General features: G+C 68.6%; 11 protein-coding genes and 1 tRNA gene. 4 read left to right on the top strand and 8 right to left on the bottom strand.

Annotated elements, in window-relative coordinates:
• Positions 1 to 165 precede the first annotated feature (165 nt).
• Both CQ045_RS15535 and CQ045_RS15530 read left to right on the top strand, forming a co-directional pair.
• Positions 166 to 247 (top strand) — tRNA-Leu (locus CQ045_RS15535).
• Between the two features lie 96 nt (positions 248 to 343).
• A complete protein-coding gene (locus tag CQ045_RS15530; protein WP_181156598.1) occupies positions 344 to 1,123 on the top strand; it encodes a DedA family protein in 780 nt (259 codons plus the stop codon).
• A gap of 36 nt (positions 1,124 to 1,159) precedes the next feature.
• Here the strand turns inward: CQ045_RS15530 and CQ045_RS15525 are convergent, their stop codons facing one another.
• Positions 1,160 to 1,969 (bottom strand): Ku protein, encoded by an 810-nt coding sequence (locus tag CQ045_RS15525; protein ID WP_105725317.1) that lies wholly within the window; start codon positions 1,967 to 1,969, stop codon positions 1,160 to 1,162.
• Between the two features lie 58 nt (positions 1,970 to 2,027).
• Between CQ045_RS15525 and ligD the strand changes: the two genes are divergently transcribed.
• Positions 2,028 to 3,980, top strand: a complete 1,953-nt coding sequence (ligD, locus tag CQ045_RS15520) for a non-homologous end-joining DNA ligase (protein WP_105725315.1) — start codon at positions 2,028 to 2,030, stop codon at positions 3,978 to 3,980.
• Between the two features lie 20 nt (positions 3,981 to 4,000).
• On the opposite strand, the gene CQ045_RS15515 is transcribed toward ligD, so the two are convergent.
• The 4 genes from CQ045_RS15515 to murI form a co-directional block, all read right to left on the bottom strand.
• Entirely contained in the window at positions 4,001 to 4,921 is a 921-nt protein-coding gene (locus tag CQ045_RS15515; RefSeq protein WP_105725313.1) for a cation diffusion facilitator family transporter, read from the bottom strand.
• 104 nt (positions 4,922 to 5,025) lie between these two features.
• A complete protein-coding gene (rdgB, locus tag CQ045_RS15510) occupies positions 5,026 to 5,619 on the bottom strand; it encodes an RdgB/HAM1 family non-canonical purine NTP pyrophosphatase (protein ID WP_105725311.1) in 594 nt (197 codons plus the stop codon).
• A gap of 2 nt (positions 5,620 to 5,621) precedes the next feature.
• Complete coding sequence (rph, locus tag CQ045_RS15505; RefSeq protein ID WP_105725309.1) at positions 5,622 to 6,359, bottom strand: ribonuclease PH; 738 nt, start codon at positions 6,357 to 6,359, stop codon at positions 5,622 to 5,624.
• A gap of 54 nt (positions 6,360 to 6,413) precedes the next feature.
• Positions 6,414 to 7,244: a glutamate racemase gene (gene murI / locus CQ045_RS15500; protein ID WP_105725307.1), complete on the bottom strand. Its 831-nt coding sequence runs from the start codon at positions 7,242 to 7,244 to the stop codon at positions 6,414 to 6,416.
• Positions 7,245 to 7,307: 63 nt separating this feature from the next.
• Here murI and CQ045_RS15495 point away from each other — a divergent pair, with 63 nt between their 5' ends.
• Complete coding sequence (locus tag CQ045_RS15495) at positions 7,308 to 8,633, top strand: nicotinate phosphoribosyltransferase (protein WP_105725305.1); 1,326 nt, start codon at positions 7,308 to 7,310, stop codon at positions 8,631 to 8,633.
• A 2-nt stretch (positions 8,634 to 8,635) separates the two neighbouring features.
• Here CQ045_RS15495 and CQ045_RS15490 read toward each other — a convergent pair whose 3' ends face one another.
• The 3 genes from CQ045_RS15490 to CQ045_RS15480 are packed head-to-tail and all read right to left on the bottom strand — an operon-like array spanning position 8,636 to position 11,770.
• Positions 8,636 to 8,902: a DUF3039 domain-containing protein gene (locus CQ045_RS15490; RefSeq protein WP_028503536.1), complete on the bottom strand. Its 267-nt coding sequence runs from the start codon at positions 8,900 to 8,902 to the stop codon at positions 8,636 to 8,638.
• A gap of 40 nt (positions 8,903 to 8,942) precedes the next feature.
• A complete protein-coding gene (locus tag CQ045_RS15485; RefSeq protein ID WP_105725303.1) occupies positions 8,943 to 10,508 on the bottom strand; it encodes a hypothetical protein in 1,566 nt (521 codons plus the stop codon).
• Positions 10,484 to 11,770 (bottom strand): ABC transporter ATP-binding protein, encoded by a 1,287-nt coding sequence (locus CQ045_RS15480; RefSeq protein ID WP_258131094.1) that lies wholly within the window; start codon positions 11,768 to 11,770, stop codon positions 10,484 to 10,486. Before CQ045_RS15480 ends, CQ045_RS15485 begins: the two co-directional genes overlap by 25 nt.
• Between the last annotated feature and the right edge of the window lie 69 nt (positions 11,771 to 11,839).

Raw genomic sequence — 11,839 nt, 5'->3', positions numbered from 1 at the left:
CCCTCGCACCCCACCCGGCGGAACCGCTCGCCCCCAACCCGGCCGAACCCGGCATCCCGCCCTCGACGCCTCAGGCGTGACCCAGGAGCCATCGGTCGTGGCCCGCGAACTGCGGGCTGATCCCCAGACACGCGGTTTCGGCGGTCAGTAGACTGATTCCACCGCGCGGGAGTGGTGGAATTGGCAGACACGCAGGATTTAGGTTCCTGTGCCCCAGGGCGTGTGGGTTCAAGTCCCACCTTCCGCACGAGAGACGATGGCGCCCATCTCCGGCCGCCGCACCGTCGCTCAGCTACACCGCCGACCAATCAAGACCGACGGGACTCCCTCAGTGCTCGAATCCATGCTGCACGCGCCGACCGCTCTCATCCCCTGGCTCGACCCCCAGACGATCATCGGCGCGGCGGGCCCCTGGGCACTCCTGGTGGTGTGCTTCATCGTGTTCGCTGAAACGGGACTGCTCGTCGGCTTCCTCCTTCCGGGCGACACTCTGCTCGTGATCTCGGGGCTGCTCTCCCACCCGATCGGCGCCTCCGAACACGGTGTCTTCGGGATCAACGTCTGGATCGTCGCCCTCCTGATCGGTCTGGCGGCGTTCGTGGGCGGAGAGGTCGGCTACTTCATCGGCCACAAGGGCGGGCCCGCCATCTTCGAACGCAAGGAGTCCGGTCTCTTCAGCAAGAAGAACGTGGAGCGCACGAACGCCTTCTTCGAGCGCTTCGGCGGCATCACCGTGATCCTCGCCCGCTTCGTCCCGATCGTGCGCACCTTCGCGCCGGTCGCCGCCGGGGTGGGCCACATGCCCTGGCGCCGGTACACGCTGTACAACCTCATCGGCGCCATCCTCTGGGGCTTCGGCCTGACGATGTTCGGCTACGCGATCGGATTCATCCCCCCGGTGGCCCGCTTCGTCGAGGACTACATCGACCTGATCCTCCTCGCCGCAGTCGGCGGAACCGCACTGATCACCCTCTGGCACTACTTCTCCGAGCGCCACAAGGCGAAGAAGGCCGCAGCCGCCGGCGAAGACGTCGTCACGGATGCCGAAGAGGCCCAGGACCTCGTCCTCGACGCCGACGTGTTCGATCGCGCCCCCGACCTGGACGGCGACGGCAAGCACTGATCATCCGGCGCGAGCCGACCTCCTGTCCTCGTCGGCTCAGCCCGCGCTCTTGGCCCGCTCCTCCTTGGAACGGGCGACACTCGCGCGGAGCGCCTCCATCAGGTCGATGACCTCGCCGCCCTCGGCAGCCTTCTCGGCTTCTCCGAACGTCTCCGCCACATCGAACGTGTCGCCCGCCTCGATCTTGGCGTCGATGAGGGTGCGGAGCTCCTTCTGGTACTCGTCGACGAAGGCCTCGGGATCGAAGTCGGCCGAGTAGCTGTCGACGAGGGATGCCGAAAGCTCGAGCTCCTTCTTCGAGATCCGCACGTCCTCGTCCAGGGCCGGGAACGCTGCTTCGCGCACCTCGTCGGCCCACAGCAACGTCTGCAGCACGAGCACCTTCCCGCGCACGCGGAGTGCGGCGAGCCGCGTCTTCTGGCGCAGCGTGAACCGCACGATCGCGGTTCGGTCGGTCTGCTCCAGCGTCTTCCGCAACAGAACGTATGCCTTGGGAGACTTCGAGTCCGGCTCGAGGTAATACGGTTTGTCGAGCGTGAGCAGATCGACCTGGTCGGACGGCACGAACTCCACCACGTCGATCTCCCGGCTCTTCTCGGCGGGCAGCGCCGCGAGATCGTCCTTCGTGAGCACCACGGTCTGGCCCTCGTCGACGTAGGCACGGTCGATGTCCGCGTAGGCCACCGTCTCGCCGCAGACCTCGCAGGTGCGCTGGTAACGGATGCGGCCGCCGTCCTTCTCATGCACCTGATGCAGCGGCACGTCGTGGTCCTCGGTCGCGGAGTACACCTTGACCGGAACGTTCACGAGCCCGAACGTCAGGGCGCCTTTCCAGATCGTCCTCATGTCACCAGTGAACACCAGGCGGAACCGCCCGGGCCAGTCCCTTGACTACGCTGGCTGCATGGTCGGACAAGGGCAGATCGTGCAGGTCGACGGTCGCCGCCTGCGGGTGACGAACCTCGACAAGGTCGTCTACCCCGAAACCGCTACGACCAAAGGCGAGGTCATCGCGTATTACACCGCCATCGCTCCCCTCCTCCTCCCGCTCCTCGACGGACGTCCCGTCACCCGCAAGCGCTGGGTCGAGGGCGTGGGCACGGCGGACGCTCCGGCCGATGCGTTCTTCACGAAGCAGCTCGAGCCCGGGGCACCGTCGTGGATCCCCCGCCAGGCGATCGAGCACTCGGACGGGCCCAAGGAGTACCCCCTCGTCGAGGACGTGCCCACCCTGGTGTGGCTCGCGCAGGTCGCCGCGATCGAGCTGCACGTGCCGCAATGGCGGTTCTCCCCCGACGGCCTGCCCGGTCGCCCCGATCGACTCGTGCTCGACCTCGACCCGGGACCCGGAGTCGGGCTCGCCCAGTGCGCGGAGGTCGCCCGCATCGCGCGGAAAGTCCTGACCGGCATGGCTCTGGATCCGCTGCCCGTGACGAGCGGAAGCAAAGGCATCCATCTCTACGCTGCACTTCCGGGCGAGCAGACGAGCGATGAGGTCTCCGCAGTGGTCAAGGAACTGGCGCGACTGATCGAGAGCGATCATCCCGACCTCGCCACCAGCGTGATGGCCAAGGCGGTCCGCGGCGGCAAGGTGTTCCTGGATTGGAGCCAGAACAACGGGAAGAAGACGACGATCTCGCCGTACTCGCTCCGCGGCCGTGCGCAGCCGTGGGTCGCGGCTCCCCGCACCTGGGACGAGCTCGACGATCCGGACCTCTCCCAGCTCGATCTGGACGAGGTGCTCGCACGCGCCGCCCGGGGCTTCGATCCGCTCTCGACGCTCCGCCCGCCGGCCATGGCTCCGCTTCCGCAACCCGCGAAGACCCATCGCTCCCACCGATATCCCCCGACGTCTCCTGCGCCGATCTCCACCCCGATCGCGGCCACGATGGCGCCGATGCTCGCCGAGAACAGCACCCCCGGGGTCGCGCGCGCGCTGAGCGACCCCTCCTGGGTCGAGGTGAAATGGGACGGCATCCGGGCGATGGGCACCTGGACGGACGGACGGATGCTGCTGCACGCCCGCGGCGGCACCGACATCACGGCACGGTATCCCGAACTCACCGCAGACGGCGCTCCCTTCCTGCCGGTCGCGGACGCCGTCGTCGATGGAGAGATCGTGGCCTTCGACGCCCAAGGCCGACCCAGCTTCTCGCTGCTCCAGAACCGGATGCACCTCACCCGCCCTCGGGAGATCGAACGCGAGGTCGTCCGCACGCCGATCGTGTACATGCTGTTCGATCTGCTCCGCCTCGACGGCCACGACCTCACATCCATGTCTCTGCGAGAGCGCCGGACGCTGCTGGAAGACGTGATCTCCGGCGTCGACGCTCCCCTGCAGATCCCGCCGGTGTTCGACGACGTCGACGCGGCGCTGGCGGCGAGTCGAGAGTTCGGCCTGGAGGGTGTCGTGGTCAAGGATCCGGCGTCGAGGTACCGGCCCGGGCAGCGTTCCCCCTCCTGGCTGAAGCTCAAGCACACCCGGATGCAGGAGGTCGTGCTCGTCGGGATCCGTCCGGGCAAGGGCGACCGCGAGAGCACGCTCGGCTCGCTGCTGCTCGCAGTGCCCGATCCCGCGCGGGGTCGGGGCGGGCTGAGGTACGTGGGCCGGGTGGGCACCGGATTCACCGACCGGATTCTGCGAGACCTGTTGGAGCGGCTCGAGCCGCTCCGGGTGAGCGCCGCACCCCTCGACGGGGTTCCTGCTCCGGACGCATCCGACGCACTCTGGGTTCGCCCCGACCTCGTCGGAGAGGTCGAGTTCGCCAACTGGACACCGGACGGCGTCCTCCGACACGCCAGGTGGCGGGGACTGCGGCCCGACAAGAGCCCGGAAGAGATCGTCGTCGAGAGCTGACCGCGCCGCGACGGAAGCGATCAGGCGTGGTGCGGTTCGCAGTCCGACTGCTCGGCGGGCTCGATCTGGAAGGTGGAGTGCTCCACGTCGAAATGATCGGCGAGGCACGCCTGCATCTCGGTGAGCAGCTGCGTCGACCGTCCGTCCGCGAACAGCGCCGGTTCGATGCTGACGTGTGCCGTGAAGACGGGCGCCCCTCGGGTCAGCTGCCAGACGTGCACGTCGTGCACACCGACGACGCCCTCGTAGCCGAGCAGGTGCGTGCGGATCTCGCTCACGGCCGTACCCTTCGGCGCGGACTCGGCGAGGACCGAGAACACCTCTCGCAGGAGGGAGATCGCGCGCGGGATGATCATCGCCGCGATGAACAGCGAGGCGACGGCATCCGCCGGCATCCACCCGGTCACCAGGATGACGATCGCCGCCACGATGACGGCCGCCGAACCGATCAGGTCGCCCATCACCTCGAGGTAGGCGCCGCGCACGTTGATGCTGGTGCGCTGCGCGCGGCTCAGCAGCCACATCGAGATGGCATTCGCAAGCAGGCCGACGATGGCGACGACGAGCATGAGCCCACCCGCGACCTCGACCTCTCCGGGATCCATGAGCCGCCCGATGCCTTCGATCGCGACCCAGGTCGCCAGGCCGATCAGGATGACGGCGTTGATCAGGGCTCCGAACACCTCGGCGCGCTGGTACCCGAAGGTGCGCCGATCATCGGCAGGTCGTGCGGCGACGGTCGCGGCGATGAGGGCGATCACGAGCGCCGAGGCGTCCGTGAACATGTGTGCGGCGTCCGCCAGCAGCGCGAGCGAGCCGGTGAGCATCGCGCCGACGACCTGCACGATCATCACCGTCGCAGTCAGGGACAGCGAGATCGCCAGCAGGCGTCGACTGCCGGCCGAACGGATGCCGCCGGGGGCAGGTGCGTGATCGTGCATGCCCCCAGGCTAGACCGGGAAACCGGCTCAGGAGGCGGGTCCCACCTAGTCGGGAAGGGTAACGATTCTCAGCTTCAGCAGCGGTTCCTCGCGGTCACCTCTGGTCAGAGCGCGGCGAGCAGCGGCACCAGCTCGGCGAAAGCACGGGCACGATGCGACTGCGACTGCTTCTCCTCGGACGTGAACTCGCCCACCGAGCGTGCCTCCCCTTCGGGCTGGCCCTCCGGAATGAAGATGGGATCGTAGCCGAACCCGCCTGCTCCCGCGGCCGCATGCGCCAGGCGCCCCGGCCACCGTCCCTCCACGACGTGCTCGCGTCCATCCGGCAGGACGAGCGCGATCGTCGAGGTGAAGTGAGCGGCCCGATGCGGGTCGGCGATGTCACGGAGCTGATCGAGCAGCAGCTCGAGATTCGCCGCCGCGTCCTTCTTCTGCCCCGCCCAGTACGCGGAGAACACTCCGGGCGAGCCGCCGAGCACGTCGACGCAGATGCCCGAGTCGTCAGCGAGGGCCGCGAGACCCGTGTGCGCCGCAGCCGCCCGCGCCTTGATGAGCGCGTTCGACGCGAAGGTCACGCCGTCTTCCACGGGCTCGGGGCCGTCGTATCCGATGACCTCGAGGTCCGGACGCGCCTGCGCCACGATCTGCTGGAACTCCGCGACCTTGTGCGGGTTGTGTGTCGCAAGGACGACCTGCATCGTCACTCCCCCGCCAACGCGGCGAGCTGCATGCCCTTCAGGTCGTCGCATCCGGCCAGGCCGAGCTCGAGCAGCGCGTCCAGTTCGCGCTTGTCGAAGGGGGCACCCTCCGCCGTTCCCTGCACCTCGACGAACAGTCCGCGCCCGGTGACGACGACGTTCATGTCGGTCTCAGCGCGGACGTCCTCGGTGTATGCCAGATCGAGCATGGGCTCGCCGTCGATGATCCCGACTGACACTGCGGCGACGGAGTCGAGCAGCGGTGTGGAGTTCTTGCCGATGAACTTCTTCTCGCGACCCCACTCGATCGCGTCGGCCAGAGCGACGTAGGCGCCGGTGATGGCTGCGGTCCGGGTGCCGCCGTCCGCCTGCAACACGTCGCAGTCGATGACGATCGTGTTCTCGCCGAGCGCCTTGGTGTCGACGACGGCGCGAAGCGCACGCCCGATGAGGCGGGAGATCTCGTGGGTTCGTCCGCCGATGCGGCCCTTCACGCTCTCGCGGTCGTTGCGGCTGTTCGTGGCTCGGGGAAGCATGGCGTACTCGGCCGTGACCCAGCCCTTGCCCTTCCCGGTCAGCCAGCGCGGCACGCCGTTGGTGAAGGACGCCGTGCACAGCACCTTGGTGCCGCCGAAGCTGATCAGTGCCGATCCCTCGGCCTGTGCGCTCCAGCCGCGCTCGATGGTGATCTCGCGCAGCTGATCAGTGGAACGGCCGTCGACGCGGACGATGTCGGTCATGTGCTTCTCTCGGGTAGGGGTGGGGAAATCAGGTCGGAAGGATTCGCGGACGGTTCACTCGAGAACGGCGTCGGGAAGCGTGATGACGCCCGTCTGCACGAGCTGCACATCGCGGACTTCCCGTCCCATCAGACGGTTCGCCAGCGCGGTGAAGTCGTCGGTCGAAGCACCGGTGGCCTCGTAGACGTAGGTCGCCGTCGCATCGGGCGAGGCGAGCAGGTCGCCCCGCACCAACTGGCGGTAGACGTCGCCCGCGGTCTCGTCATCGCTGGAGACGAGGGTGACGCCCTCGCCCATGACGTAGCTGATGGCGCCGCGCAGGAACGGGTAGTGCGTGCACCCGAGCACGAGAGTGTCGACGTCGGCATCCCGCAGCGGCGCGAGGTACTCCTCCGCGATGGCGAGCACCTCGGGGGTGCCGGTGATGCCTGCCTCGACGAACTCGACGAACCGTGGGCAAGCCGCAGTGAAGACCCGCAGTCGCTCGTTCACCTCGAGCATGTCCTGGTACGCGCGGGACCCGATCGTACCGACCGTGCCGATCACTCCGACGCGTCCGTTGCGTGTCGTGGAGACCGCGCGGCGGACGGCGGGACCGATCACCTCGACGACCGGGATGTCGTACCGCTCGCGCGCGTCGCGGAGCATGGCGGCGGATGCCGTGTTGCAGGCGATCACCAGCATCTTCACGCCCTGCTCGACGAGCGTGTCGAGCACCTCGAGCGAGTAGCGGCGCACGTCGGCGATGGGCTTGGGCCCGTAGGGCGAATGCGCGGTGTCGCCGATGTAGACGAACGACTCACGGGGCAGCTGGGCCCGGATGGCCCGCGCCACCGTGAGCCCGCCGACACCGGAGTCGAAGATCCCGATCGGCGCGTCATTCATGACTCCCCAGCCTACCCGCGCGCGAGCCGCCGTGCGCATCAGCACGCTCACTAAGCTGAGCGCATGACCACGTCGACGGCGCTGCTCACCGACCGCTACGAGCTGACCATGCTCGCCGCCTCTCTCCGGGACGGAACGGCGTTCCGTCCGAGCGTCTTCGAGCTCTTCTCCCGCCGATTGTCCGGAGGACGTCGTTTCGGCGTCGTCGCCGGCACCGGGCGCCTCCTCGGACTGCTTCGCGACTTCCGGTTCGGCGAAGACGAGCTGCGGTTCCTCCGGGACGAGGAAGTCGTCGATGCGGCGTCGATCAAGCACCTCGAGGACTACCGCTTCACCGGATCGATCCGCGGCTATCGCGAGGGCGAGCTCTACTTCCCGGGCTCCCCCATCCTCACCGTGGAAGGGACGTTCGCAGACGCCGTGGTGCTCGAGACCCTCGCCCTGAGCGTCCTGAACCACGATTCCGCCGTCGCCACCGCCGCGTCGCGCATGAGCATCGCCGCCGGCGAGCGTCCCCTGGCGGAGATGGGCTCCCGCCGCGCCGCCGAGCGCTCAGCCGTCGCCGCGGCACGCGCCGCGTACATCGCGGGGTTCGGGGCGACCAGCAATCTCGAAGCAGGCCGGAGCTGGGGCATCCCCACGATGGGAACGGCCGCCCACTCCTGGACCCTGCTGCACGATACCGAGGAGGAGGCGTTCCGCTCGCAGGTCGAGAGCATGGGCGTCGGCACGACTCTGCTCGTCGACACCTACGACATCAGGAACGGTGTCGAACTCGCGATCCGGGTCGCCGGCACAGAGCTCGGCGGGGTCCGCATCGACTCCGGCGATCTCCCGATCGTCGCCGGCGATGTGCGTGCACAGCTCGACGAGCTCGGTGCGACCGGCACGCGCATCACCGTGACCAGCGATCTCGACGAGTACGCGATCGCGGCTCTCGCTGCCTCCCCTGTCGACGCCTACGGCGTCGGAACATCGGTGGTCACCGGGTCCGGCTACCCCACGGCGAGCATGGTCTACAAGCTGGTCGCTCGGCAGGATGCATCGGGGGCATGGATCGGTGTCGCCAAGGCGTCCGCCGACAAGGCCTCATACGGGGGGCGCAAGGCCGCGTTCCGCACGCTCGTCGACGGCGTGGCCTCTGCGGAGACCGTCGTCGTCTCGGACGGCTTCGAGGAACTGGACACCCCGGGCGAGCACCCCGACGGACGCGCTCTGCAAGTGACCTTCGTCGAAGCAGGCGAAATCGATACGGCCCACGAAGGCGCCGAGGGGACGGCATCCGCGCGGGCTCATCACCTGCGCGTTCGGGAGGAGCTTCCGGTGCGCGCGCTCGCGCTCAGCAAGTCCGACCCGGCGATTCCCACCGTGTACGTCGAGGCCGACTGACGTCAGCCGACCATCGACTCGTAGATCTCCTTGCACGTGGGGCAGATCGGGAACTTCTCCGGGTCGCGGCCCGGCGTCCACTTCTTGCCGCACAGTGCCCGCACCGGCTTCCCGGTGATCGCGGACTCGAGGATCTTGTCCTTCTTCACATAATGCGAGAAGCGCTCATGGTCGCCCGGCTCGAGATTCTCCTCGCGGAGAAGCTCTTCCAGTTCGCGATCAAGCGTTGCCACGCCGCCCTGATCGGGGCTGTCCAGCGGAGTACTCATCCCGAGAGTCTAGCGGCGCGGAGCCGCTCGCGGGCGGCCGTCATGCGGTCTCGACGAACTCCATGAGACGTTCCCCGCTGCGCTCGAAGATGCGACCGCCGATGACCGCACCCGCGGCGAGTACCGCCAGCCCGATGAAGAGTCCGACCCAGAACGTGGCGGGCGCGTAGGCGGACCCGCTGATGATCGTCGCGGCGAACAACCAGATCGTCGGCACACTGAACACGATCGCCCCGAGGAACGCAGCCGCCGGTCCGTAGATGCCGCGTGATGCCGGCCGCTGCGGCTGTTGGAACGGGCTGTCACCGGGCCGCGACACCGCGTACGGAGCCACCACCGAGACGATGCTGGATATTCCGAGCGCGGAGAAGAGCAGGCTTGCGGCGACGCCGCCGAGCGGCAGCAGCAGACTCCAATCCCCGACCATGAGGAGCGAGAGGGGCACCGCGATCGCGAGGACGGGGATCGCCACGAGCAGGACCGGGACGAGACGCCCCAACCGGTCGGGGAGACCACGGACGCCGCTCGCCACGTGCGTCCACAGAGCCGTGGAATCATAGGCCACGTCGTTGTGCGGCAGCCAGCCGAAGAACAGCGCCATCACCGGCACCGGCACGAGAGCGGCGACCTCGAGAGGGACGCCGGCGACGATGAGCGGCAGCACGGTGAGCACGCCGGCCACCGGCACCACGATGATGTTCATGATGTACCGGCGATCCCGAAGCCAGTACACGAGGCTGCGGGAGGCGATCGCACCGAACGCGTTCGAGGGCAGCAGACCGAACCAGCCCAGGCCGGTGCGCTCCCTTGAGGTGACGGGACGTTCCGTGGTCGTCAGCAGACGTCGGACGAGCCAGCTCCATGCCACCCAGAGCAGTCCGAGCGTGAGGACGGCGACGATTCCACTCGTCCACGCCACTGCGGTCGACCCCGCTGCGGCTGCGAAGAGGAATGCCGGAGATGCTGCGAGCGGGCTGAATCCGATCGCGGCCGTCAGGGCGGCGAGCGATTCAGGCACGTGACCGTCCCAACGCAGCGATCCGAAGAACACCGCGACGGGGAAGGCGATCACGATCAGCGCGAGGGCGAACAGCGCGGTGAGTTCCCGCGAGCGGCGCTCGGGCAGGATCAGCGCATTGATCGCCATTCCGATCCGGGACGTGAGCACTGTCGTGATCACACCGATCAGCGTCATCAGAACCGCGAGAGGCCAGGGTGCGCCCGCTCCGATCGCGACGATGCACACGCTCGCATAGACGGCGACGAGCGCGAGGCTCGGCACGCTGACGAAGGCGGCCAGTGTGAGAACCCACGGCATCTGTCGCTCGTCCACGCCGAACACGGCGAATCGTCGGGGATCGAGCTGGTCGACCGCGCCGACGAGGATCGGGCCGATGAGGAACCCGAGGAGCAGCGCCGCGCCGCCGAGCACGGTGACGGCCCGGGCGACGGGGACCGGGGCCGCCGCGAGGCTGAAGACCGCGAGGCACACCACGATGGTGACGGCGATGATCGCCCCGAACGTGACGAAGGTTCGAACCCGACGGTCGCCGCGCAACGAGCCGAGGAGGAGCGCGAACCTCAGTCGGAGAACGTGTGCAGCCACTCGAGCCCCTCCACCTCTCCGCTGGAACCGGCGAGCTCGACGAAACGCGCCTCGAGCGTCTGCCCCGCGCGTACCTCGTCGATCGTGCCCTCGGCGAGCACCTCGCCGCCGACGATGATCGCGACACGAGAGCAGACGCGCTCCACGAGGTCCATGCCGTGGCTCGAGAGGATGACAGTGCCACCGTGCGAGACATAGGCGCGCAGGATGTCGAGGATGACCGCCGAGGAGACGGGGTCGACCGATTCGAAGGGCTCGTCGAGGACGAGTACGCGGGGTGAGTGGATCATCGCTCCCGCAAGCATGATCTTCTTCGTCATACCGGCCGAGTAGTCCGACACGACGCGGCTGAGGGCGTCGCCGAGATCGAAGGCGCGAGCGAGATCGGCGGCGCGCTTCTCGATGACATCCGCGGCGAGACCGCGCAGCAGCCCGTAGTAGTAGAGGAGTTGGCGCCCGGTGAGGCGGTCGAAGGTCCGCAGCCGATCAGGCAGCACGCCCATCACCCGCTTGGCGCCCAGCGGATGTGCCGCCTGATCGATGCCGCAGATCACGACGCTGCCCTCGTCCGCGCGAAGGAGGCCCGCGACGATGGAGAGAGTGGTCGTCTTTCCCGCTCCGTTGGGGCCGACTATCCCGTAGAACGACCCGGCGGGGACGGTCAGATCGATGCCGTCGACCGCCCGGTTGTCGCCGAACTGCTTGACCAGACCGCGGATGCTGATCGCCACGGCTCCCGAGGCGTCGTCGACGTCTCCGACGGCCTCGGCGACCGTGTCTGCCTGGGCGGGGGTGTCCGCCTCGGCGGGGGGGGATTCGATCGCCGCTGCGGCGACGGTCTCCGCCGGCTCCGGACGGTCCGCGATCTCGGGAGTCTCGACCAGTGGCACCTCGACGATGCCCGGGGCACTCGGCTCGTCCGCCGTCAGAGCGAAGGGCTCCACCTCGACGACACCGGCCTCCGGCTCGACGGTCGGACGCGGTGCCGCGTCGCGTGCGGCCTCTTCGTCAGCGGCCTTCGCCAGCGCGGCCTGTTCCTCTGCAGCCTTCGCCGCAGCCGCCTTCGCCGTCGCCGCCTTCGTGGCAGCCGCCTTCGCAGCGGCAGCCTTCGCGGACGTCGACTTCGCAGCCGCCGACCGAGCGGTGGTCTTGGACGCCGCAGCCTTCGCGGCAGCGGTCTTCGCGGCAGCAGTCTTCGCGGCGGTGGTCTTCGCGGCCGTGGTCTTCGCCCCCGCCGACTTCGCCGCCGGCTTCGGTGTCACGCTCGACTCCGAAGCCTTCGTCTGACCGGCGACGGCAGCCCGTGGAGCTGCGACCCGCACAGCCGTCGT

The sequence above is a fragment of the Microbacterium sp. MYb66 genome (assembly GCF_002979435.1).
Classification (GTDB): domain Bacteria; phylum Actinomycetota; class Actinomycetes; order Actinomycetales; family Microbacteriaceae; genus Microbacterium.
This window is presented reverse-complemented; position numbering and strand designations above follow the sequence as displayed.

Excerpts from the sequence above, each read along its gene's own strand:
- rph (WP_105725309.1), bottom strand. The coding sequence starts at position 6,359 with ATGACCGACATCGTCCGCGTCGACGGCCGTTCCACTGATCAGCTGCGC.
- CQ045_RS15515 (WP_105725313.1), bottom strand. The coding sequence starts at position 4,921 with ATGCACGATCACGCACCTGCCCCCGGCGGCATCCGTTCGGCCGGCAGT.
- CQ045_RS15490 (WP_028503536.1), bottom strand. The coding sequence starts at position 8,902 with ATGAGTACTCCGCTGGACAGCCCCGATCAGGGCGGCGTGGCAACGCTT.
- murI (WP_105725307.1), bottom strand. The coding sequence starts at position 7,244 with ATGAATGACGCGCCGATCGGGATCTTCGACTCCGGTGTCGGCGGGCTC.
- ligD (WP_105725315.1), top strand. The coding sequence starts at position 2,028 with ATGGTCGGACAAGGGCAGATCGTGCAGGTCGACGGTCGCCGCCTGCGG.
- CQ045_RS15530 (WP_181156598.1), top strand. The coding sequence starts at position 344 with ATGCTGCACGCGCCGACCGCTCTCATCCCCTGGCTCGACCCCCAGACG.
- CQ045_RS15495 (WP_105725305.1), top strand. The coding sequence starts at position 7,308 with ATGACCACGTCGACGGCGCTGCTCACCGACCGCTACGAGCTGACCATG.
- CQ045_RS15525 (WP_105725317.1), bottom strand. The coding sequence starts at position 1,969 with ATGAGGACGATCTGGAAAGGCGCCCTGACGTTCGGGCTCGTGAACGTT.
- rdgB (WP_105725311.1), bottom strand. The coding sequence starts at position 5,619 with ATGCAGGTCGTCCTTGCGACACACAACCCGCACAAGGTCGCGGAGTTC.